This is a genomic window from Actinomadura atramentaria DSM 43919 (genome assembly GCF_000381885.1).
Taxonomy (GTDB): Bacteria; Actinomycetota; Actinomycetes; order Streptosporangiales; family Streptosporangiaceae; genus Spirillospora; species Spirillospora atramentaria.
The window spans coordinates 344,361-366,225 of sequence record NZ_KB907212.1 but is presented as its reverse complement, the minus strand read 5'-3'; the positions used below and the strand labels follow the sequence as shown (position 1 = coordinate 366,225).

The 21,865-nt window shown below is 74.0% G+C and carries 18 protein-coding genes and 1 tRNA gene; 7 read left to right on the top strand and 12 right to left on the bottom strand.

Features of this window, described 5'->3' with window-relative positions:
* Positions 1–103: 103 nt before the first annotated feature.
* Entirely contained in the window at positions 104–718 is a 615-nt protein-coding gene (locus G339_RS0115070) for a TetR/AcrR family transcriptional regulator (RefSeq protein WP_051107840.1), read from the top strand.
* Between the two features lie 416 nt (positions 719–1,134).
* On the opposite strand, the gene G339_RS0115065 is transcribed toward G339_RS0115070, so the two are convergent.
* The 7 genes from G339_RS0115065 to G339_RS0115035 all read right to left on the bottom strand — a co-directional run bounded on the left by G339_RS0115065 (position 1,135) and on the right by G339_RS0115035 (position 7,313).
* A tRNA-Thr gene (locus G339_RS0115065) sits at positions 1,135–1,210 on the bottom strand.
* A gap of 58 nt (positions 1,211–1,268) precedes the next feature.
* Complete coding sequence (locus tag G339_RS0115060; RefSeq protein ID WP_019631910.1) at positions 1,269–2,753, bottom strand: alpha/beta hydrolase; 1,485 nt, start codon at positions 2,751–2,753, stop codon at positions 1,269–1,271.
* Between the two features lie 315 nt (positions 2,754–3,068).
* A complete protein-coding gene (locus G339_RS36695; RefSeq protein ID WP_019631909.1) occupies positions 3,069–3,464 on the bottom strand; it encodes a hypothetical protein in 396 nt (131 codons plus the stop codon).
* A gap of 16 nt (positions 3,465–3,480) precedes the next feature.
* Positions 3,481–4,137, bottom strand: coding sequence for a hypothetical protein (locus G339_RS0115050; RefSeq protein ID WP_019631908.1), 657 nt, complete (start codon positions 4,135–4,137; stop codon positions 3,481–3,483).
* A 19-nt stretch (positions 4,138–4,156) separates the two neighbouring features.
* Complete coding sequence (locus tag G339_RS0115045) at positions 4,157–5,425, bottom strand: ABC transporter permease (RefSeq protein WP_019631907.1); 1,269 nt, start codon at positions 5,423–5,425, stop codon at positions 4,157–4,159.
* On the bottom strand, positions 5,422–6,138 hold the full coding sequence (locus G339_RS0115040) for an ATP-binding cassette domain-containing protein (protein WP_019631906.1): 717 nt from the start codon (positions 6,136–6,138) through the stop codon (positions 5,422–5,424). Before G339_RS0115040 ends, G339_RS0115045 begins: the two co-directional genes overlap by 4 nt.
* Positions 6,135–7,313 (bottom strand): efflux RND transporter periplasmic adaptor subunit, encoded by a 1,179-nt coding sequence (locus tag G339_RS0115035; RefSeq protein ID WP_019631905.1) that lies wholly within the window; start codon positions 7,311–7,313, stop codon positions 6,135–6,137. The genes G339_RS0115040 and G339_RS0115035 overlap by 4 nt, the downstream gene beginning before the upstream one ends.
* Positions 7,314–7,626: 313 nt before the next feature.
* Here G339_RS0115035 and G339_RS0115030 point away from each other — a divergent pair, with 313 nt between their 5' ends.
* Both G339_RS0115030 and G339_RS0115025 read left to right on the top strand, forming a co-directional pair.
* Positions 7,627–8,721 (top strand): ferredoxin reductase, encoded by a 1,095-nt coding sequence (locus tag G339_RS0115030; RefSeq protein ID WP_019631904.1) that lies wholly within the window; start codon positions 7,627–7,629, stop codon positions 8,719–8,721.
* Between the two features lie 18 nt (positions 8,722–8,739).
* Positions 8,740–9,876, top strand: a complete 1,137-nt coding sequence (locus G339_RS0115025) for a fatty acid desaturase family protein (RefSeq protein WP_019631903.1) — start codon at positions 8,740–8,742, stop codon at positions 9,874–9,876.
* A 137-nt stretch (positions 9,877–10,013) separates the two neighbouring features.
* Here the strand turns inward: G339_RS0115025 and G339_RS0115020 are convergent, their stop codons facing one another.
* Both G339_RS0115020 and G339_RS0115015 read right to left on the bottom strand, forming a co-directional pair.
* Positions 10,014–11,015, bottom strand: a complete 1,002-nt coding sequence (locus tag G339_RS0115020) for a hypothetical protein (RefSeq protein WP_019631902.1) — start codon at positions 11,013–11,015, stop codon at positions 10,014–10,016.
* A 170-nt stretch (positions 11,016–11,185) separates the two neighbouring features.
* Positions 11,186–12,322, bottom strand: coding sequence for a DNA polymerase III subunit delta' (locus tag G339_RS0115015; RefSeq protein WP_019631901.1), 1,137 nt, complete (start codon positions 12,320–12,322; stop codon positions 11,186–11,188).
* 106 nt (positions 12,323–12,428) lie between these two features.
* Between G339_RS0115015 and G339_RS0115010 the strand changes: the two genes are divergently transcribed.
* The 3 genes from G339_RS0115010 (at position 12,429) to G339_RS0115000 (ending at position 14,649) form a co-directional block, all read left to right on the top strand.
* A complete protein-coding gene (locus G339_RS0115010; protein WP_019631900.1) occupies positions 12,429–12,836 on the top strand; it encodes a hypothetical protein in 408 nt (135 codons plus the stop codon).
* Between the two features lie 104 nt (positions 12,837–12,940).
* Positions 12,941–14,044: a sensor histidine kinase gene (locus tag G339_RS0115005; RefSeq protein ID WP_019631899.1), complete on the top strand. Its 1,104-nt coding sequence runs from the start codon at positions 12,941–12,943 to the stop codon at positions 14,042–14,044.
* Positions 14,041–14,649, top strand: coding sequence for a response regulator transcription factor (locus G339_RS0115000; RefSeq protein WP_019631898.1), 609 nt, complete (start codon positions 14,041–14,043; stop codon positions 14,647–14,649). Before G339_RS0115005 ends, G339_RS0115000 begins: the two co-directional genes overlap by 4 nt.
* Positions 14,650–14,656: 7 nt before the next feature.
* On the opposite strand, the gene tmk is transcribed toward G339_RS0115000, so the two are convergent.
* Complete coding sequence (tmk, locus tag G339_RS0114995; protein ID WP_019631897.1) at positions 14,657–16,681, bottom strand: dTMP kinase; 2,025 nt, start codon at positions 16,679–16,681, stop codon at positions 14,657–14,659.
* Positions 16,682–16,709: 28 nt separating this feature from the next.
* Positions 16,710–19,406 carry a type I DNA topoisomerase gene (gene topA, locus G339_RS0114990; protein WP_026341459.1) on the bottom strand — a complete coding sequence of 899 codons (2,697 nt, stop codon included), beginning with the start codon at positions 19,404–19,406 and terminating at the stop codon, positions 16,710–16,712.
* A 176-nt stretch (positions 19,407–19,582) separates the two neighbouring features.
* Here topA and G339_RS0114985 point away from each other — a divergent pair, with 176 nt between their 5' ends.
* Positions 19,583–19,768 carry a DUF5703 family protein gene (locus tag G339_RS0114985; protein WP_026341458.1) on the top strand — a complete coding sequence of 62 codons (186 nt, stop codon included), beginning with the start codon at positions 19,583–19,585 and terminating at the stop codon, positions 19,766–19,768.
* Positions 19,769–19,968: 200 nt separating this feature from the next.
* On the opposite strand, the gene G339_RS36690 is transcribed toward G339_RS0114985, so the two are convergent.
* Positions 19,969–21,738 (bottom strand): chaplin family protein, encoded by a 1,770-nt coding sequence (locus G339_RS36690; protein WP_051107839.1) that lies wholly within the window; start codon positions 21,736–21,738, stop codon positions 19,969–19,971.
* Between the last annotated feature and the right edge of the window lie 127 nt (positions 21,739–21,865).

Here is a 21,865-nt window from a genome sequence, read left to right as displayed (position 1 = left end):
CGCTCTCCGCATCGGGTCGGTCGAGACGCCCAATAAGCGGTGCGACGCCCCGGTTACGTCCCCAGACTATACGGTGCGCCGCCCCGGTTATGCTGCTGTCACCATGTCCACCCCGCCACCAGACCGCGCCGGCGCAGCTCACAGCCCCGCCCGCGAGCTACGAGCCGACGCGCGCCGCAACCGCGACCGAGTGCTCCGAACCGCCCAGCGGGCGTTCGCGACCGAGGGCCTGGGCGTCTCCCTGGATGAGATCGCCCGCCGCGCCAACGTCGGCCCGGGCACCGTCCACCGCCACTTCCCGACGAAGGAAGCGCTCTACCTGGCCGTAGCGATCGACCAACTCGAACAGCTCATCAAAGAGGCCGAAGAGCTGACCGCCACCGACGACCCCGAAGCCCTGTTCACCCTCCTGGGCCGAATGATGGCCACGGGCGCCGAAAACGCAACCGTCAAAAGCGCCCTTCTGGCAGCCGAGTTCGACCTGCGCACCGCCGCCCCGGACGTGGCCGCCGACCTAACCCACCAAGTCGCGACTCTCCTGACCCGCGCCCGCACCGCCGGCACCGTCCGCGACGACGTAACCCCCGAGGATCTGATGGCCCTGGTCGCCGGAGCCTTCGCCGCCATCCACCACGCCAACGCGGAATCCAACAAACCCCGCGCGACCCACCTGGCCCACCTGATCCTCGACGGCCTCCGCCCCCAGCCGCCGAGCTAGCCCCGACCAGAAAAATCAGTTTTAACGCGGCTCGATCACGCACCCAACAGCGCCCCGGGCGAAATCCACACCGCCGGACTCATCGACGCATCCGAGACAGTGCGCCCGTGTCGTCCACCGGTCCAGGCCGCACAACCCCGCACACCGCACGCGGCACCAACACGCAATCACCCGACCCGCTCCGCGAAGTCACAGCCCCGGTCGGCACGGCGGCGGCACCCCCGGCCGCGATCACGACGGCCAGCACCCCCGCCGTCTTGGAAATCAGTCTCATGCTCCGAGCATGTTCGCCGACCGGGCAACCGCACATCGCCCCGCACGGGTAACCGCCCGCCCATACCTGAGGGGGACCGGCAAGAACTGCTACCCGAACGACGAAGGGCGTCCACCCGGTGAGGTGAACGCCCTGGTCAGGTTGGAGCCGCCTATCGGAATCGAACCGATGACCTATTCATTACGAGTGAATCGCTCTGCCGACTGAGCTAAGGCGGCGTGCCGTTCGGGGACGGCGCGGGTAGCAGTCTACCCGGTTCTGGGACAGGTGTGTGCATCAGTTGCAGCGGGTTCCGTCGCGCGGGGGTTCGGCGGTGGTGAGGTAGCGGTCCGTCGCCGCGGTGATGCAGGAGTCTCCTTGCAGGTAGGCGGTGTGGCCGTCGCCGTTGAGGGTGAGGAGGACGCCCTTGTCGAGCTGGGCGGCGAGGCTCTGGGCCCACGGGTACGGGGTCGCGGGGTCGCGTGTGGTTCCGATCACGAGGATCGGCGGGGCGCCGGCGGCCTTGATCGCGTGGGGCGGCTCGGTGGGCTTCGTCGGCCAGTAGACGCAGGCCAGACCGCCCCAGACGACGAACGGGCCGAAGCGCGGGGACTGCCGCGCGGCGCGGTCCACGTACTTCTGGTACGCGCCGAGCGTCGGCGGGTTGGGCTTGTCGATGCAGTTCACGGCCATGTTGGCGTCGTTCTCGTTGCTGTACTGGCCGCCGGGCTTCCGTTCGACCATCGTGTCGGCGAGCGTCAGCAGGAGCGTGCCGTCGCGGCGGTTGATCGCCTGGTCCAGAGCCTGGCGCAGGTTGGGCCAGAAGTCCTTGTTGTAGAGGGCCGTCGCGACGCCCATCGTCGCCCAGGACTCGGTGACGCGCCGGGAGTCGCGGCTGTTGGTGAGCGGTTCGCGGTCCACCGAGGCGAAGAAGGACGAGAGCTTCGCGACGGCCTCGTCCGCGGACGTGCCGAGCGGGCAGCCCGCCTGCCGGACGCAGTCCTCCGCGAACGCCCGGAACGCCGTCTCGAAGCCCTTCGCCTGCTCGACCAGCACGTCCGCGGGCGACACCTTCGGGTCGAGCGCGCCGTCGAGGACGAGCGCGCGCACCTTCGCGGGGAACTCCTCCGCGTACGTCGCGCCGAGGTAGGTGCCGTAGGACGCGCCGTAGTACGTGAGCTTCGCGTCGCCCACGGCCGCGCGCATCAGGTCCATGTCGCGGGCGGCGTCGCGGGTGCCGACGTGCGGCAGCAGCCGAGCGGCCTTCGCGCCGCACGCGGCGGCGAACTTCTTGCTCTGCGCGGCGAACGCGTCGACCTCGGCGCGGTCGTCGGGCGACGAGTCGGTGCCGAAGTAGGTGTCCAGCTCGGGCCCGGTGAGGCAGCGGACGGGCGAGCTCTCCCCCACGCCGCGCGGGTCGAACCCGATGATGTCGAACGAACGCCGCAGATCGCTGCTGAAGATCCGCCCGGCCTGGCGGACGAACTCGATGCCCGATCCGCCCGGCCCGCCCGGGTTCGTGAACAGTGAGCCGACGCGCCGGGACGGGTCCGTCGCCGGAAGCTTGATCATCGCGATGCCGATGGTGTCGCCGTCCGGCTTGGCGTAGTCCAGCGGGACGCGCACCGTCCCGCACTGGAACCCCTGGCCGCAGTCCGTCCAGGCGAGGCCGTCCGCGGCGGACGAGCGGGCGGGCGCGGGATCGTCGCCGCCGCCCCCGCACGCCGACGCCAGGGCGAGGACGAGTGCCGCCGCCGCTGCGCTGATCGCTCTTGCCCGCACGCGTGACCCCGTTTCGTCGGCCCAGATCGGCTAGCAGTGTTTCAAAGTCCCGGCCCACGGCCCTCGCCTGGCGGCTCGGACCTCACCGGGCCTTGGCGAGCGCGGCATCGCTCCGCGATCTGCCCGGTGAAGCTCGCCTCCGGCATCGCTTCACCGGCCAGGTAACGCACTCGCGCTGTGGCTGAGGCACTTTGGGACACGGCCTAGCCATACTCGCACCCGTCGCCGGGCACAGCCACCCGAGCGGGCGCGGGGTCGGCGGGCGGGCGGTCGCGGGGGCTCTCCGCCCGCCCGCCGACGTTCAGGGGGCGGCCGTCAGGACGCCGCCGGGCTCGGCGCGCCGCCGCCGGGCGGGCCGCCGTAGTCGCCGGGGCCGCGTCCGCCGCGGTTCGGGGCCAGGGACGCGCACGCCTGCATGGCCTTCTGCTGGGCGGCCGAGCGCGTGGGACGGCCCGTGGGACGATTCGAGGGCCGATCGGACGCGTTCCAGCTAGGACGGCCGGACGGCGCACCCGACGGCGGGGCGCCGTTCCCGCCGCGACGCCCCTCCGGCATGTCCACGCCCTGCTTCTGCAGGCAGGCGCGGAACGCCGCCATCGGATCGGCCGACGCCGCCGCCCTGCCGCCGCCGTCCTTGCCGTCGCCCCCGCCGCACGCCGACGCGAGCAGGATCGACGCGGCGGCGGCCACCGCCGCGAACTTCCGGTTCATCGGGTGTCTCCTGGAATCAGTTGCCACGGCCGCCGCCCTCGGTGACCTGGGTCGCGGTGACGGTGCCGTCGTCGCCCGCCGAGCCGCGCACGACGACGGTCGCGCCGGAGCCGAAATCCTTGAGCGACCCCTGCTTCGTCACGCTGACCTTCGTCGAGTCGCTGGTGTGGACCTTCACGGTCTTGCCGTCGGACGTCTTGACCCAGAGCGTGTCGCCGGAGACCTTCACGACGGTGCCCGCCGTGACCCCGGCCCCGCCGAAGCCGCCGCGCCCGCCGTACGCGCCGCCGTACCCGCCGCCGGGCGCGCCGCCGAAGCCGGGCATCCCGCCCGACTCGCCGCCCGCCCGCGAGCCGTAACCGCCGCGCGCCCCGCCGGGGAAGCCCTCCCCGGCCTGCGCCATCCCGTTCCCGGACCGTCCGCCCGAGTCGTCCGACCGCCACTTCTGCGCCTGGATGCCGCCGAGGAACCCGACGACGAGCAGCAGCCCCGCCGCCAGGTACAGCGTCGGCCCCGGCAGGGCGCGCTTGGCCGGGACGGCGGCGAGCGCGGCGTCGAGGTCGTCGTCGAACGGCGACGTCGCGAGCAGCTCCCCGTCCGGCGGCTCCCCGCCGGCGCGCGGCGGGGAACCGGAGGCCGGAACGGCGTCGGGCCGGTCGTCGGAATCGGGCACGGGGTCCTCCCTGGTGCGGTCACTCATGGCGCAGCGCCTCGATCGGGCGGAGCCTGGCCGCGCGCCCGGCGGGGAACCCGCCGAAGAACAGCCCGATCGCGACCGACACCGCGAGCGCGACGACGATCGACGACGGGACGAGCACGGGTTTCACCCCGGCGATGGTGAACAGGCTCCCGGCGACGCCCGCGGCGACGCCGAGGAGCCCGCCGATGAGGCTGAGCACGGTCGCCTCCACGACGAACTGGGCGAGGATCGCGCCGCGCGGCGCGCCGATGGCCTTGCGGATGCCGATCTCGCGCGTCCGCTCGGTGACGGTGACGAGCATGATGTTGGTGATCCCGATGCCGCCGACGAGCAGGCTGATCGCGGCGACGGCCCCGAGCAGCACGGTGAACGTCTTGGTGGAGTCGCTGACGGCGGACTGCACGCTGGCCTGGCTGGAGACGGTGAAGTCGGCCGTGCCCGAGTCCGCGACGCCGTGCCGCTGCCCGAGCAGCGCGGTGATCTCGGCCTGTGCCGAGTCCACGGCGTCCGTACCGGTGGCCTGCACGATGATCTGGTCGAGGCCGCCGTAGCCGGTGAGGCTCTGCTGGACGGCGGTGAGCGGCGCGACGGCGATGCTGTCGGGGTCGGAGAAGCTGGACGACGAGGACCCGGTCGCCTTGAGCACGCCGACGACGGTGAACCGGATGCCGTTGACGTCGACCTTCTTGCCGAGCGGATCGACGCGTCCGAACAGGTCCGACGCGACGCTGCTGCCCAGCACGACGCTCTTGACGCCCGCGGCCTCGTCCGACGCGGAGAACAGCGCCCCCGACGCGAGCGTCTTGTTGGCCGCCGCGAAGTAGGTGGGCGTCGTCCCGACGAACTGGCTGATCGTCGCGGACGTCCCCTCGTACCCGGCGGTGACGGACTGGCTCGTGACGACGGGCGAAGCGCTCTTGACCGAAGGCGTGTCGCCGGAACCGGTCAGCGCGGTCGCGTCCGCGACGGTCAGGTCGTGGGCCTGCGTACGCGGCCCGCTCTGCTGCTGCGTCGAACCGCCGAACCCCCCGAAACCGCCGCGGAACCCGCCCCGTCCCGTCGTGGACGGCGTGACCGTGAGCGAGTCCGCGCCGAGCCGCTGGATGCTCTTCTTGATCTGCTCGGACGACCCGTTCCCCACCGCGACGAGCACGATCACCGACGCGACGCCGATGAGGATGCCCAGCGTCGTCAGCGCGCTGCGCAGTTTGTTGGCGGCGAGTCCGCGCAGCGCGAACCGCAGCACCTCCGCCGGGTTCACCGGGCGGCCCGTGCGAGATCCGCGACGGGTGCGAGCCGCCGGTCCTCGGTGATCCGCCCGTCCACGAGCCGGACGATGCGCCGGGCGTGCGTGGCGACGTCCGCCTCGTGGGTGATGACGACGAGCGTGCGGCCCGCGCGGTTGAGGCCGTCGAACAGCCGCAGGACGTCCTCGGTGGAGTGGCTGTCGAGCGCACCGGTGGGTTCGTCGGCGAGGAGCAGCGTGGGCGCGGTGACGAGGGCGCGGGCGAGGGCGACGCGCTGCTGCTGACCGCCGGACAGCTCGTTGGGCTCGTGCCCCGTCCGGTCCTCCAGCCCGACCTCGCGGAGCGCGGCGAGCGCGCGGCGGCGGCGCTCGGCGGCGCGAACACCGCCGTAGGCGAGGGGCAGCTCGACGTTGGCGCGCGCGGTCATCCGGGGGATCAGGTTGAACGACTGGAACACGAACCCGATGCGCCGGTTGCGCAGGATCGCCAGGCGCCGCTCGTCGAGGCCGCCGACGTCGTGCCCGTCGAGCCGGTAGCGGCCGCCGGTGGGGACGTCGAGGCAGCCGATGATGTTCATCAGCGTCGACTTCCCGGACCCGGACGCCCCCATGATCGCGACGTAGTCGCCGCGCTCGACGGTCAGCGAGACGCCGCGCAGCGCGTGGACGGCCGTGTCGCCGGACCCGTAGACCTTGGTGACCGACCGGACGTCCAGGACCGGGGTCACCGCCGTCCCCCGCCCGGCGCGCCGCCGCCCGGCATGCCGCCGCCGGGCATCCCGCCGCCGAGGCCCGCGCCGCCGCGCAGCCCGGTCTGCCCGGACGTCCCGCCGGCGGACGTCGAGGTCAGCACGACCTCGTCGCCCTCCTGGAGCCCCGAGGTGATCTCGGTCCCCTGGTCGCCCTTGACGCCGACCTCGACCTGCACGGTCGAGCGCTTCCCGTCCTTCACGACGGTGACGGTGCTCTGCCCGCCCGCCGTCCGCACCGCCGCGGTCGGGACGTACAGGACGTCCTCGGCCTTGGCGACGCTGACCTCGACGGTCGCGGTCTGCCCGAGCCGGACGCCGGACGGCACCTTGGTCAGGCTGATCGTGACGGGGTACTTCACGACGTTGTCCGTGGTCGTCGGCGAAAGCCCGACCTCGACGACCTTCCCGGTGGCGGTCTTACCGGTGAGCGCGTCGAACGAGACCGTCGCGGCCTGGCCGTTCTTGAGCTTGGTGGTGTCGGCCTCGGTGAAGTTGCCGGTGATCTGCATCTTGGACGTGTCGGCCATCTCGATAAAGCCGGACCCCGAGGACGAAGAGGTGGACGTGCTCCCGGAAGACGACGAGGACCCGGACCCGCCCGACGACGACGACCCACCAGACGACGAGGACCCGCCGGAACCGCCGGAACTCCCCCCGACCGTCCCGTTCACCGCCGTGATCGTCCCGGCGATCGGAGCCCGCAGCACGGTCCCGTTGTAGGTGCGGAGCGCGGAGTTGTAGGCGTTGCGGGCCTGGAGATAGCTGGCGTAGCCCTTGTCGGACGTGGTGTCCCCGGACTCGGCGACGGTCAGGTTGGCCTTGGCCTCGGCCAGGCTCTCCTGGGCCTCGGTCGAGTCGAGGCGGGCCAGGACGGTGCCCGCGGCGACCTTCTTCCCGGCCTTCACGTAGATCTTCGTGACGGTCCCGGAGGCCGTGAACGACAGCGAGCGGGTGCGGGAGCTCTCCACGGAGCCGGACGCCGACACCGAGGAGGAGACGGTGCCGCGCTGGACGCGCGTGGTGCGGGTGGCCGCGGACGCGTCCGAGCCGTCGTCGGAGAGGCTCAGGTAGGCGGCGCCGGCCCCGCCGAGCAGCAGCACGCCGAGCGCGCCGTTGACCAGCAGGGTCCGGCGCGGGATCGGCCGGTTCATGCCGAGCAGACTGCCGACGCCGTCTGGGGGACCGCTGAGGCGAAGATGAGAAAACGATGAGAGCCGCGGGACGGACGTGACTCAGGAGCAGGTCGGACGTCACATCCCCGGACCGCCGCGCGGATGTGCAGTCCCTGCGCTGCCGGGCACACACCTCGGAACGAGTTTTGTCACCTAGAGCTACATCAAGCAATGAGACATCGTGCGATGGTGTGATGCCGGTCGCTTTGCCGGACAAGCCCTTGAACAGACCCAGAACTTACGGCACCGTAGGTTACGGCAACGTAAGTTAGGACCGCACGGGGAGGCCCCCTTGACTCCGCACGCGACCCGTAGCACGGGTAGGTCGCGCGGGCCGGCGCGCCGGCTCGCCGCGGCGGCGCGGTGGCTCACCACGCCGCTGCTGCCCGAGGACTACCTCGGGCTCGTCAACCCGCTGTGGTCGACGGCCGAGCCCCGCGGCCGGATCGAGGCGATCCGCCACGAGGCCCCCGGCGTCGCCACCCTGGAGATCAAGCCCGGCGTCGAATGGGCCGGGCACCGCGCGGGCCAGTGGCTCAAGATCGGCGTGGACGTGGACGGCGTGCGCCACTGGCGGACGTTCTCACTGTCCGCGCCGCCGCGCCGCGACGGCCGCCTGGCGATCACCGTCAAGGCGAACCCGGACGGCGTCGTGTCCCGCCACCTCGTCACCGAGGCGCGGCCCGGCACGATCGTCCGGCTCGCGGCGGCCGAGGGCGAGTTCGTCCTGCCGCACCCGCGTCCCAACAAGATCCTGTTCCTCGCGGCGGGCAGCGGCATCACGCCGGTCATGGCGATGCTGCGCGACCTCGCCGCCACCGGGCTGTGGCCGGACACCGTCGTCGTGTACTCCTCGCGGACGCCGGAGGACGCCATCTTCGGCGCGGAACTGCGCGCGCTCGCCGCGCGCGTCCCCGCGCTGACCCTGCACGAGCGGCACACCGCCGCCGACGGCCGGCTCAAGCCCGCCGACCTGGCCGACCTGTGCCCCGACTGGCGGGACCGTGCCACCTGGGCGTGCGGGCCCGCCGACATGCTCGACGACGTCGAGGCGCACTGGCGCGACGCGGGCGCCGAGGACCGGCTGCGCGTCGAGCGGTTCCGCCCCGTCCTGCTGGGCGCGGGCGGCGAGGGCGGCCGCGTCACGTTCCGCACGAGCGGCATCGAGGTCGACGCCGACGGCTCCACCTCGCTGCTGGACGCGGGCGAGAACGCGGGCGCGCTGCTGCCCAGCGGCTGCCGCATGGGCATCTGCTACAGCTGCGTCGGCCGCCTCTGCTCCGGCCAGGTCCGCGACCTGCGCACCGGCGAGGTCCACGGCGAGGAAGGGCACCTCGTCCAGACGTGCGTGTCCGCCGCCGCCGGGCCCGTCGAACTCGAACTCTGACTCCGAAAGGAGACCCCCATGAACGCCAAGACCGACCCCACCGCGCACCTGACCCCGGCCGACTACGAGGCCATCGCGCGCGAGCTGGACGACCTGCGCGACGAGATCTTCGCCGACCTCGGCGACGACGACTCCGCGTACATCCACCGCGTCATCCGCTGGCAGCGGTACCTGGAGCTGGGCGGCCGGGCGATGCTCATGGCGTCCGCGCTGCCGCCCGCGTGGCTCGCCGGGACCGCGACGCTGTCCGTGGCCAAGATCCTGGAGAACATGGAGATCGGCCACAACGTCATGCACGGCCAGTGGGACTGGATGCGCGACCAGAAGATCCACTCGACGACGTGGGAGTGGGACAACGTCTCCCCCGCCGAGCAGTGGAAGCACTCCCACAACTTCATCCACCACACGTACACGAACGTCCTCGACAAGGACAACGACGTGGGCTACGGCATCCTGCGGGTGACGCCCGAGCAGCCGTGGAACCCCGCGTACCTCGCGCAGCCGTTCTACAACGCGCTGCTGGCGATGTTCTTCGAGTACGGCGTCGCGCTGCACGACCTCGACCTGGAGAAGATCCGCAAGGGCGAGGACGACCGCGCCGAGACCCGCGCCAAGCTCCGCGAGATCGGCAAGAAGATCCGCCGCCAGTGGGGCAAGGACTACATCGCGTTCCCGCTGCTCAGCGGGCCGCAGTTCCTTTCGACGCTCGGCGCGAACTTCACCGCGAACATCGTCCGGAACGTGTGGGCGCACACGATCATCTTCTGCGGCCACTTCCCCGGCGAGGTGGACGTGTTCGAGGTCGGCGAGGAGCAGTTGGAGGGCGAGACGCGCGGCGAGTGGTACGTGCGGCAGATCCTCGGCTCGGCGAACATCAGCGGCGGCAAGCTGTTCCACCTCATGACGGGGAACCTCAGCCACCAGATCGAGCACCACCTGTTCCCGGACATGCCGAGCAACCGGCTGGCCGAGATCGCGCCGCGCGTCCGCGCGCTGTGCGAGCGGTACGGGCTGCCGTACCACACGGGGTCGCTGCGCGAACAGGCCGGCAGCACGTGGAAGAAGATCTTCCGCTACGCGCTGCCGGGGCCGCGCACGGTCCCGTCGCCTCCGCGCGCCCCGCTGGCCGGGCGCAAGGAGACGGTCGCCGCCTGACGCGCGCCGCGTCGCGCGGCCGGGCGCAGGGCCGCCGCCCGGCGCGCCGTCGGCCGGGGTCGCGCCCCGCGCCGAACCGGCGCGCGGCCGTGCCCAGGCCGGGTCGCGCCGCCGGGCGGGTCACGCCCGCGTGGGGCTTACCAGGCGACGTCGGTGAGGTCCGCGGCGGTGGCCGACAGTTCCTTGGAGCCGTACAGGCTGCCGTCCGCGGCGGCGGCGAGCAGGTGGCCGCCGGAGTCGGCCGCGAGCTGCCGGAGGCCGCTCTCGACGTCCCGCGTCCACAGGTCGCGGGTCGGCTTGCCGGTCTTCACCGAGTAGGCGCGCAGCGTCCACGCGGTGTCGTCGCCGACGCCCGCGATGAGCGTCGCGCCGTCCTTGCTGAGCAGGGCGGGGCCGGACCCGGCGGGCAGTGTCAGCACGGCGCGGCTGACGCGCAGGTCGCCGGACTCGCCGGCGGTGTCGAGCGTCCGGACCTGGTGGCGGCCGGGGCGGGCGACGGGGCTCCACACGAACGACAGCGTCCGGCCCGCGAAGGACAGGCTGCCGATGCGCGCCGCCGACTTGGTCGTCCACGACTTGCGCTCCGCGCCCGACAGGACGTCGACCCGCCCGGCCTTGCCGGTGTAGGTGACGTAGGCGATGCTCCTGCCGTCCTGGCTGACGGCGAGGTCGGACCAGGCGGTGGAGCGGCCGGTGACGGCCGCGCCGGGGACGGCGGTCAGCGAGGCCGGATGTCCCTTGCCGTCCAGGGTGAGTTTCTGGAACGTGACGTTCCGGCCGGTCGACGACGCGACGACGTACGCGCCGCCGCCCCGCGCCACGCGCTCGAACCGCGCGCCGGGCGCCGCCGCGACGGGCAGCCCGACGTCCTTGCCGGTCTTGGCGTCCCGGACGACCAGCGCCGTCCCGTTGCGCCGGACGCCGACCACGTAGCGCGGCTCGGCGGCCTTCTCGGTGACCTCGTGCGCCGCGGCGGCGGCCGCGGAGCGTTCCTTGGAGCGCGCGTGGCTGTGCCGGTCCACCGCGTCGAGCCCGCCCGCGACCGCGAAGGCCGCGACGGTGGCCGCGCAGAGGGGAACCAGCGTCCGCCACGACCCGAGCCGGTCCCCGTGACCCGGTTTCCTGCCGTTTCCGTCCATGGGGATGACGCTTCCCGCCTCTCGTCCGCGTTGTCGCCCGACGTTTCTATCGCATCCGGTGCCGGGCGCACAGCCATCGTTACAGACTGGTTCGCACCTTATGCCCGACCGGGGCCGGCTCGCCCATCGTAGGAGAACGACCGGCGGCGAACGCGTCCGCCGCGCGGGAGTCAGCCCGTGCGCAGGGCGAGCGTCATCTCCTCCACCGCGAGCAGCGGGTTCACGTTCGCGCCGACGCGCTCGCGGCAGGCCATGATCGCGTCGAGGCGGCGGATCGTCGCCTCCGGCGCGCCCGCCGAGGCGGCCGTGCGCAGTTCGGCGGCCAGCGGCTCGTTCACCAGGTCGCCGCCCGCGCCGAGCTGCAACGCCAGCACGTCCCGGTAATAGGACGCCAAATCCAGCAGCGCGCGGTCGAGCGCGTCGCGCTTCACCCGCGTCGCCCGGGACTTCTGCCGGTCCTCCAGTTCCTTCAGCGCGCCCGCCGTGCCGCGCGGCATCCGGCCCTTCGCGCTCTCGCCGAGCGCCTGCCGCAGCGCCGAGGTCTCCGCCTCGTTCAGCGACTCGGCCTCCGCCTTCGCCTCCGCCTCGGCCGCCCGGACCAGCGCGTCCGCCGCCGTCACCGCCGGGCCGACGCCCGTCAGCCGGCGCGGCAGCGCCAGCACCTCCGCGCGGCGGGCGCGGGCCTCGGCGTCGGTGGCGAGCAGCCGCGCCCGCCCGACGTGGCCCTGCGCGGCCCGCGCCGCCTCCCGCGCCGTGTCCGCGTCGACGCCGTCGCGCTGGACGAGCGCCGCCGCGACGGCCGGGACGGGCGGCGTCCGCAGCGTCACCAACCGGCACCGCGACCGGATCGTCACCAGCAGATCCTCCGGCGACGGCGTGCAGAGCAGCCACACCGTCCGGGGCGGCGGCTCCTCGATGGCCTTGAGCAGCGCGTTCGCCGCCGCCTCGGTCGCGCGGTCGGCGTCCTCGAACAGCACGATCTGCCAGCGCCCGCCGCTCGGCGACGACGACGCCCGCAGCACCAGCTCGCGCGTCTCCTTCACGCCGAACGACAGCCCGGCGGGCCGCACGACCTCGACGTCGGCGTGCGTGCCCTGCAGCACCTGGTGGCAGGACGCGCAGTGCCCGCAGCCGCGCGGCACCTCCCCGCACTGGAGCGCCGCCGCGAACGCCCGCGCCGCCGCCGACCGCCCCGAGCCGGGCGGCCCGGTGAACAGCCACGCGTGCGCGGGCGCGCCGCCCTCGGCCGCGCGCAGCAGCCCGTCCACGACGGACTCCTGGCCGACGACGTCGTCCCACACGCTCATACCCGCCAGGCTACCGACCCGCGCCGCGCGCCATGACGAATGTCATGGCGGGGTGATGGGCGACGGCACTGCCCGCGCGGGGCCGCCCGAACGGACGATGACCGGTATGGACACCACCGAGAACGACCGCGCGGCCGGCGCGCTGCGCGCGACGAAGCTGCTGACCGCCTCCTACCTCGCGCTGAGCGTGCTCACCGTCGCGGCCGTCGCCGCACTGCGCGACCACCACGCGATCGTCGACGACGCCGTCTGGACGCGCGGCGTCCTCGTCGCCGTCGGCTCGGCGCTGACGTTCCGGTTCGCGGTGCGCGCCGCGCGCGGCGTCCGGGCCGCGTACCGCAGGCTCCGGATCACGTCCGCGGTGATGCTCGCGGCGGTCGTCGTCATCGTGGCGCTGCCGGGCCTGTTCCCGGTCTGGTTCCGCGTCGAGCAGGCCGCGTGCGGGCTGCTGCTGCTCGGCATCGTCGCGTTCGTCAACGGCGGGCGGCTGCGCGCCCGGTTCGCGGCCGCGTGACCGGGCCTTCCGACGGGCCTTCGCACGGGCCTTCCCGCGGGTCCTCGCACGGGCCTTCGCGCGGGCCTTCTCAGCGGCCGTCCGGCGGTGTTAGCTTGCGGGCCATGAGCGGGGACACCCCGGACGCGCGGCGGTGGGTCCACGGCTGGCGGCGCGTCATGCTGGCGGCCGGGATGCTCGCCTACCCGCTGGTGACGGTCGGCGGCCTCGCGCAGGAGGCGTCGGGCGCGCGCGCCGCCGCGGGCTACGCGCTCGCCGCCGCGTTCGCCGCCTGCTACCCGCTGACCGCGCTCGCCGCCGCGCGCGGCGCGACGCGGGCGGCCTGGGCGCTGCTCGGCGTCCTCACCGCGCTGTTCCTCGCGGAACTGCCCATCGCCAGGATCTACGCGTTCTACCTGCTCGCCGTCATCGTCGCGCTCGCGGCGGCCGAGCTGCGCCGGTACGCGACGGCGATCACGGCGGCCGGGGCGCTCGCCGCGCTGGCCGTCCCCTGGCTGTGGTTCGACGAGGCGGGCTGGCTCCAGGCGATCATGATCGTCTTCACCGCGGCGATGATCTTCGCGTTCACCGAGCTCGTCAGCGCCAACGACGCGCTGCGCGCCGCCCGCGCCGAGGTCGCCCGGCTCGCCTCCGAGGCCGAGCGGGCGCGCATCGCCCGCGACCTGCACGACCTGCTCGGCCACTCGCTGACGGTCATCACCGTCAAGAGCGGCCTGGCCCGCCGCCTCGCGGACGCCGACGCCGCGCGCGCCCGCGACGAGATCGCCGAGGTCGAGAACCTGTCCCGGCAGGCGCTCGCGGACGTCCGCGCCGCCGTGTCCGGGTACCGCGACGTGACGCTCGCCGGGGAACTCGCGCGCGGTCGCGAGCTGCTGCGCGCGGCGGGCGTCGCCGCCGAGCTGCCCACCGCCGCCGACGCGGTGGACACCGCGCGGCAGGAGCTGTTCGGCTGGGTCGTCCGGGAGGGCCTGACCAACGTCGTGCGGCACGCCCGCGCGACCCGGTGCGCGGTCGCGCTGACGCCGACCGCCGTGGAGATCAGCGACGACGGCGTCGGCGGCACGGCCGCCGCCGGGAACGGCCTGGCCGGGCTGCGCGAGCGCGTCGAGGCGGCCGGGGGACGGCTGGACGCGGGCCCGCTCGCCCCGCGCGGCTGGCGGCTGCGCGTCACGCTCGACGGAACCCTCGACGGAGCGGCCGCCGCGTGACGATCCGGCTGCTGCTGGCCGAGGACCAGGAGATGATCCGCACCGCCCTGGCCGCGCTGCTGGACCTGGAGGACGACTTCACCGTCGTCGCCGCCGTGGGCCGGGGCGACGAGGTCGTCCCCGCCGCCCTCCGCCACCGCCCCGACGTCGCCCTGCTCGACATCGAGATGCCCGGCATGGACGGGCTCGCGGCGGCGGCCGTCCTCGCCGAGCAGGCCCCGGACTGCCGCGTCGTCATCCTCACCACGTTCGGCCGGGCGGGCTACCTGCGCCGCGCGATGGCGGCCGGGGCCGTCGGGTTCGTCGTGAAGGACGCGCCCGCCGAGGCGCTCGCGGACGCCGTCCGCCGCGTCGCCCGCGGCGAGCGCGTCGTGGACCCCGCGCTCGCCGCCACGACGCTCGCCGCCGGGGACTCGCCGCTCACCGCCCGCGAACGCGACGTCCTGGACGCCGCGCGCGCCGGGGCGACCGTCGCGGAGATCGCCGGGCGGCTGTTCCTGTCGGCGGGCACCGTCCGCAACTACCTGTCCGCCGCCATCGCCAAGACGGGCACGCGCAACCGCATGGAGGCGGTCCGCGTCGCGGACGAGCGCGGCTGGCTCTGACGCCGGATCACTCGGTGATCGCGGGGAACGAGCCCGTCACCTCCTCCGCCGACACCGGCACCGGGTCGGGGAGGATCTCGCGGATGCGGTCCTGGATCTCGCGGCTCAGCTCGTTCTGCGGACGGCCCGCGTCCAGCACGAGGTACCGGTCGGGGTCGGCCTCGGCGAGCGCCCGGAACCCGTCGCGGACCCGCTCGTGGAACTCGGCGGGCTCGGACTCGATCCGGTCGGCCGGGGCGGGCAGCCGCCGCAGCCCCGCCTCGGGCTGCACCTCCAGCAGGATCGTCAGGTCCGGCAGCAGCCCGGTCGTCGCCCAGTCGTTGAGCCGCGCGATGTCCGCGACGGGCTCGCGCCGCCCGTAGCCCTGGTAGGCGAGGGAGGAGTCGACGTACCGGTCGCTGACGACGATCGCGCCGCGCCGCATCGCGGGCCGGATGACGTTCGCGACGTGGTCGGCGCGGTCGGCCGCGTACAGCAGCGTCTCCGCGCGCGGCGACAGCCCGGTCGTCTCGCGGTCCAGCAGCATCGCGCGCAGCCGCATCCCGATCTTGGTCGCGCCGGGCTCGTGCGTGGTGACGACGTCGTAGCCGTGGTCGCGGAGCCAGATCGCGGCGAGCCGCGCCTGCGTGGTCTTGCCCGCGCCCTCGCCGCCCTCGAACGCGATGAACACGCCGCGCTCGGCGGCGCGGCGCGGCCGCGGCGGCTCAGCCGCGTGCGGCGTGTACCGCTCGCCGCGCAGCGCCGCGCCGAGGTCGCGGAAGAAGGGGACGCCGCGCCGGTCGTCGAGCCGCCGCAGCGCGACGTAGCCCGCCAGCGCCGCGAGGACCGCCGCGACCAGCAGCGCGACCTGCGCGCCGGTGAGGTCGTAGGCGCCGTCGCCGACCGTCAGCCGGTGGACGCCGACCGCCCCGGCCAGCGGCGGGAGCGCCGCCGCCGCGACGAGCGCCGCGACCAGCGCCGCCGACCGCAGGTGCCCGGTCCGCTCCGGGACCAGCGTGCGCGCCGCCGCCCAGGCCGTGCCCGCCGCGACGCCGAGGAACCCGGCGAGGAACGCCACGACGACGAGGTCGTGGACGAGCGCGAGCACCGCCAGCAGCAGCGCCGCCGCGAGCACCGCGAGGCCGAGCAGCCGCGCCCGGCTGAACGCCGCCAGCGCGCGCGGCCCCTGGAACACCCCGGCGCACGCGCCGATCGAGAGGCCCGCGAGCACCGACGCGTACCCGGCGTCGCCCGCGCCGTAGGACGCGGCCGTCACCAGCGCCAGCGCGGCGACCGCGCCGCCCGCCAGACCCGCGCCCGCGACCGCGATCCCGGCGGCCGAGCCGCCGCGGAACAGCAGCGCGAGCGGCGCGGGCAGCGCTTCGGTGTCGCGTGGCAGATCGCCGAGCAGCACGACGGCGACCGCCGACGCCAGGAACAGCGCGGCGGCGACGTACAGGACGAGGTCGGCGCGCGTCGCGGCCCCCGCGACCGCGTCCGCCACCAGCGCCAGTACCGCGAACAGCGCCGCCGCGACCGGGGCCGCGCCGACCGCCGTCCGCAGCATGGACCGGCGCGCGTTCTCGGCGGCCTCCGCCGCCGGGTCCGCCGCCCGCGTCGGGACGACCGCGACCGGCGCCGGGACGGGCCGCGCCACCGTCGGCGCCCACGGCAGCGCCGCGACCCCGACGAGGAACGCCGCCGCCGCCGTCCACGGCAGCGCGTCCACCAGCGGCACCGACACCAGCAGCACCACGCGGACGAGGTCCGCCGCGACCAGCACCGTCCGCCGGTCGAGCCGGACGGTCAGCCGCGTCACCGGCGGCAGCAGCACCGCCGGGACCAGCAGCAGCGCCAGCACGAGCCCGACCGACGCCGCCCGGTCCATCGGCGCGTCGTCGCGGGCCAGCACGCCCGCCGCCGCCGTCAGCGCGCCGGCGGCCAGCCAGTGGCCCGTGGCCGACAGCGCGAGCGCCGTCCGCAGCCGCCGCAGGATCGGCGAGTCGCCCGGCGGCGCGGCGGGGTCCGGCCGGATGACGCCCGTTTCGGTCATGTCGGTCAGAGTATCGGCGTAGATGTCATCAGGAGCCCGACTTCGCCGACGTTCGCCGCCGCGCGGGCGCCTTCTTCTTCCCGCCGTTCGCCGCGACCTTCTCGCGCCGCTCCGCGAGCAGCTCCACCGCCCGCTGGATCGTGATCGACTCGACCTCGTCGCCCTTGCGCAGGCTCGCGTTGGTCTCGCCGTCGGTGACGTACGGGCCGAACCGGCCCTCCTTCACCACGACCGGCTTCTTGCTCGCCGGGTCCTCGCCCAGCTCCCGCAGCGGCGGCGCCGCCGCGCGGCCCCGGCCGCGCTGCTTCGGCTGCGCGAACAGCTCCTTCGCCTGCTCCAGCGTGACGGTGAAGAGGTCCTCCTCCGCACCGAGCGACCGGCTGTCGGTGCCCCGCTTGATGTACGGGCCGAACCGGCCGTTCTGCGCCGTCACCGGCTCGCCGTCCAGCTCACCGAGCGTGCGCGGCAGCGACAGCAGCTTCAGCGCGTCGTCGAGCGTGACGGTGTCCAGCGACATCGACTTGAACAGCGAACTCGTCCGCGGCTTCTGCGCGTCGGCCTTCTTCGTCCGCTTCTTCTTCTCACCCTCGGCCGGTGCGGGCGGCTCCGGCAGGATCTCGGTGACGTACGGGCCGAACCGCCCCGACTTCGCCACGACCACGTGCCCCGTCTCCGGGTCCGTGCCCAGCTCCCGGTCGCCGCTCGGCTGCGCGAACAGCTCCTCGGCCTTCTCCGCCGTCAGCTCGTCCGGCGCGATGTCCTCGGGGATGTTGACGCGCTCGCCGTCGCGGTCCAGGTAGGGGCCGTACCGGCCGACGCGCACCATGATGCTCGTCCCCTTGATCGGGAACGAGCTGATGCCCTTGGCGTCGATGTCGCCGATGTCCCCGACCAGCTCGCGCAGGCCCTCCTCGCCGTTGTCGCCGAAGTAGAACCGGCTCAGCCAGCGCACCCGCTCGGCCTCGCCGCGCGCGATCTCGTCGAGGCCGTCCTCCATGTGCGCGGTGAAGTCGTAGTCGACCAGGTTGCCGAAGTGCTGCTCCAGCAGGTTCACCACCGCGAACGCCAGGAAGGACGGCACCAGCGCCGTGCCCTTCTTGAACACGTACCCGCGGTCCAGGATCGTCCCGATGATCGACGCGTAGGTGGAGGGGCGGCCGATCTCCCGCTCCTCCAGCTCCTTCACCAGGCTCGCCTCGGTGTACCGCGCGGGCGGGCGCGTCGAGTGGCCCTCCGCCTGCACCGACGCGGCGGTCAGGCCGTCGCCCTCGGTCAGGTTCGGCAGCCGCCGCTCCTGGTCGTCGCGGTCGGTGGACGGGTCGTCCGCGCTCTCCACGTACGCCTTGAGGAACCCGTGGAACGTGATCGTCTTGCCCGTCGCGCCGAACTCCGCGGTCTCCCCGGACGTGGACTCGCCCGTCACCCGGATCGACACGCTGCGGCCCGCCGCGTCCTTCATCTGCGACGCGATCGTCCGCTTCCAGATCAGCTCGTACAGGCGGAACTGGTCGCCGTTCAGGCCCGTCTCGCCGGGCGTGCGGAAGCTGTCGCCCGCCGGGCGCACCGCCTCGTGCGCCTCCTGCGCGTTCTTCACCTTCGACGCGTACACGCGCGGCTTGTCCGGCACGTACTCGCCGCCGAACAGCGTCGCCGCCTGCCGCCGCGCCGCCCCGATCGCCGTCTCCGACAGCGTCACCGAGTCCGTTCGCATGTAGGTGATGAAGCCGTTCTCGTACAGCTTCTGCGCCACCGACATCGTGTACTTCGCCGAGAAGCCCAGCTTGCGGCTGGCCTCCTGCTGCAGCGTCGTCGTGCGGAACGGGGGGTACGGCTTGCGCGTGTACGGCTTGCTCTCGACGGACTTGACCTCGAACGGACGGCCGCCCAGGCGGTCCGCGAGGCCGCGCGCCGCCGCCTCGTCCAGATGCAGGACCTCCCGCGTCTTCAGCGTCCCGTCGGAGGCGAAGTCGCGGCCCTGCGCGACCCGCTTCCCGTCGACCGCGACCAGCCCGGCCTTGAACCGCGTCGGCTCCTCGGCCCTGCCCGTGTCGAACTCGGCGGCGATGTCCCAGTAGTGCGCGGGCACGAACGCGATGCGCTCCCGCTCCCGCTCCACGACCAGCCGCGTCGCCACCGACTGCACCCGGCCCGCCGACAGCTTCGGCATGACCTTCTTCCACAGGACCGGGCTCACCTCGTAGCCGTACAGCCGGTCCAGGATGCGCCGGGTCTCCTGCGCGTCCACCAGCCGCAGGTTCAGCTCGCGGGGGTTCGCCGCGGCCGCGCGGATCGCGTCGGGGGTGATCTCGTGGAAGGTCATCCGGTGGACCGGCACCTTCGGCTTCAGAACCTCCTGGAGGTGCCAGGCGATGGCCTCGCCCTCCCGGTCCTCGTCCGTCGCGAGGAACAGCTCGTCGGCCTCCGCCAGCAGCTTCTTGAGCTTGGCGACCTGCGCGCGCTTGTCGGTGTTGACCACGTACAGCGGCTCGAACTCCTGCTCGACGTTCACGCCGAGCTTCGCCCACGGCTCGCCCTTGTACTTGGCCGGCACCTCCGAAGCGCTCCCGGGCAGGTCCCGGATGTGGCCGATACTGGACTCCACGACGTAGCCGCGGCCCAGGTATCCGGCGATCGTCTTCGCCTTGGCCGGCGACTCGACGATCACCAGCCGGGTGCCGTCGCCCCCGGACGGGCCGCCCTTCGCAGTGCCGTTCTTGGCTGGCACAGTCGCTCCAACCTCACTGTCTGGTCTTCATGCACGTTGCGGTTCCGCCCTTCCCATGAAGGCGGACGCCACTCGCCATCGCGCCAGGACAGGATGACACGTCGGCACCGATGTCGCGGACGAAGGCCGCCGCACCGGAGTCCCTGGCCCGGCCCTGGCACGTCATAATGGACGCAATGGTGGAGTACACCTACCTCGTCCTGCGACTGCCGCGCGGCACCACCCGTGACACCGCCCGGCAGGTCATGACCGAGCACGCCGAGCACGGCGGCTGGGAACTCGATCGCCTCCGCCTCTACCCCGACGGTAGCCGCAGAATCCAACTGCGCCGCAAGATCATCCGACAGGTTCGGACGTTCTGACGTACTCCCGGCCGGAGCGTAGCACTACGTACCAAAGCTCTGACGACCGGTAATCATTCCCGCCGCCCCTCGTCCGGGCACGGCTGCGCCCGCCCCGGACCGCGCCTCCGGGACGGGCTGGCTCACCTGCGTGTTCTGTTGGCGCCGGGGCGCCGGGCGCGGCCCCGCGTCCGCGTCGTCGCGGAGCCGCGCCCGGGCCGTCAGCGGCGCCGCGGGCTGCGGCGCACGATCCCGAACGTCGCGGACGCGGCGCCCATCACCGCGGCGGCCGCGAGGACCCACAGCGACGAGGCGCCGTTCCCGCTCTCCAGCGGCGTCGTGGCGGAGACGGTCTTCAGCGCGTCCGCCGGGAGGTCCACCGCCTGCGGGGCGGCCGTGCGGGAGCGCTCCGCGCCGGGGACGGCGGTCGGCAGCTCGGCGGGCAGCGCCCCGGCGACCTTGTTCACCGGGAGGCCGCGGACCGCGCCCGACACCGTGCCGGACACCGGGCTGGTGACCGCGCCGGTGACCCCGCCGAGACCCGGCGCGCCCGTCACGGGCAGGCCCGCGGGGGCCGCCGTGCGCTGGCCGGCGACGGCGCCGTTCCCGGCGGGCAGGCCGGTGGGCAGCGCGCCCAGGACGCCCGCGCCGGTGAGGCCGGTGCCGCCCGGCAGACCGGTGCTCGGCAGACCGGCGCTCGGCAGACCGGCGCGGCGCTCGGTGGCGGCGCGGCGCTGGACGACGGTGATGTTCTCGTTCCGCGCGTGGTTGTGGACGACGGGCTTGTGCTTCGTGACGCCGTGCTTCTTGACGATGGTCGTGTGGACCGTCTTCGGCGCGTGGCAGCCGCAGTCGCAGTGGCCGCCGTGCTTCTTGTGCGTCTTGTGGATCTTGTGGACGGGCGGCAGGGCGTTGTGGCCCCCGTGGTGCTTACCGCCGTGGTTCTTGCCCCCGTGGTGCTTGCCCCCGTGCGGCTTGCTCGGCTGGACGGGCTTGGCGGGCTTGTGCGGCTTGCTCGGCTTGCGCGGCTGGACGGGCTTCACCGGCTTGACCGGCTTCGCGGGCTTGTGCGGCGCGGCCGGGTGGCCGCCCTCGTTCAGGACGGTCGAGCCGCCCTTGCACGCCCCGGCCGCCTCGCCGAGGACCGCGATCCCGTTCCCGCACACGTCGACCGGCGCGGACACCGGGGCCTTGATCTGGTTGCCCGAGCCGACGCCGTGCTCGCCGGACGTCGTCCCCCCGCCGTTGCCGCCCTCGTTGCCGACGATCGAGCCGCCGGGGCAGCCCGCGCCGCTCTTCCCGAGGACCGCGACGGCGTTCCCGCACGCGTTGATGGGCAGGGAGATCGGGGCGTCCGCCTGGTTGCCGGACAGGATGCCGTCGCGGCCGGTGGTGTTCGGGCCGGACGCGGCGCGGGCGTTGCTCGCGGCGCGGCGCTCGCCCTGGTTCAGGGCCGTCGAGCCGCCCTCGCACGCCCCGGCCGTCCGGCCGAGGACCGCGATGCCGTTGCCGCACGCGTCGATCGGCGCGGTCACCGGCGCCTTGACCTGGTTGCCGCCCAGCACGCTGTGCTTGCCGGACGTCGTCCCCCCGCCCGAGCCGCCCCGCTCGTTGAGGACGGTCGAGCCGCCCTCGCACGCGGCGGCGGACCGGCCGAGCAGCGCGACGCCGTTGCCGCAGGCGTCGATCGGGGCGCTGATCGGCGCGTCGATCTGGTTGCCCGAGCCGACGCCGTCCCGGCCGGAGGTGTGGCCGGTGCCGCCGCGCGGGGCGGCGTTGTGGACGATCGCGCCGCCGCGGGACGCGGCGTTGCCGTTGCCGCTGATCTCGATCGGCGCGGAGATCGGCGCGCTGACCTGGTTGCCGGACAGGACGCCGTGCTCGCCGGAGGTGTCGGCGAGCGCGGCGGTCGGGAGGACGCTGACGCCCAGGGCGACGAACCCGGCGGTCAGGAAGGTGGCACGAGCCGTGCCGGAAACCCACGTACGCATGATGCTCCGTTCAAGGAGTTAGGTGAGGGTGAAATCGAGGCGCGGGCATGCGGAAGGCAGCCGTGGAGCCTCGGGATGGTGCATGCCGGAGGGGCATGGGAGCGGCGTCCGGGTCCGAGCCGCACGG

Coding starts and splice junctions, on each gene's coding strand:
- G339_RS36690 (WP_051107839.1), bottom strand. CDS start 21,738: ATGCGTACGTGGGTTTCCGGCACGGCTCGTGCCACCTTCCTGACCGCC.
- G339_RS0115020 (WP_019631902.1), bottom strand. CDS start 11,015: ATGGACGGAAACGGCAGGAAACCGGGTCACGGGGACCGGCTCGGGTCG.
- G339_RS36695 (WP_019631909.1), bottom strand. CDS start 3,464: ATGAACCGGAAGTTCGCGGCGGTGGCCGCCGCCGCGTCGATCCTGCTC.
- G339_RS0115070 (WP_051107840.1), top strand. CDS start 104: ATGTCCACCCCGCCACCAGACCGCGCCGGCGCAGCTCACAGCCCCGCC.
- G339_RS0114985 (WP_026341458.1), top strand. CDS start 19,583: ATGGTGGAGTACACCTACCTCGTCCTGCGACTGCCGCGCGGCACCACC.
- G339_RS0115005 (WP_019631899.1), top strand. CDS start 12,941: ATGAGCGGGGACACCCCGGACGCGCGGCGGTGGGTCCACGGCTGGCGG.
- G339_RS0115035 (WP_019631905.1), bottom strand. CDS start 7,313: ATGAACCGGCCGATCCCGCGCCGGACCCTGCTGGTCAACGGCGCGCTC.
- G339_RS0115010 (WP_019631900.1), top strand. CDS start 12,429: ATGGACACCACCGAGAACGACCGCGCGGCCGGCGCGCTGCGCGCGACG.
- tmk (WP_019631897.1), bottom strand. CDS start 16,681: ATGACCGAAACGGGCGTCATCCGGCCGGACCCCGCCGCGCCGCCGGGC.
- G339_RS0115015 (WP_019631901.1), bottom strand. CDS start 12,322: ATGAGCGTGTGGGACGACGTCGTCGGCCAGGAGTCCGTCGTGGACGGG.
- G339_RS0115025 (WP_019631903.1), top strand. CDS start 8,740: ATGAACGCCAAGACCGACCCCACCGCGCACCTGACCCCGGCCGACTAC.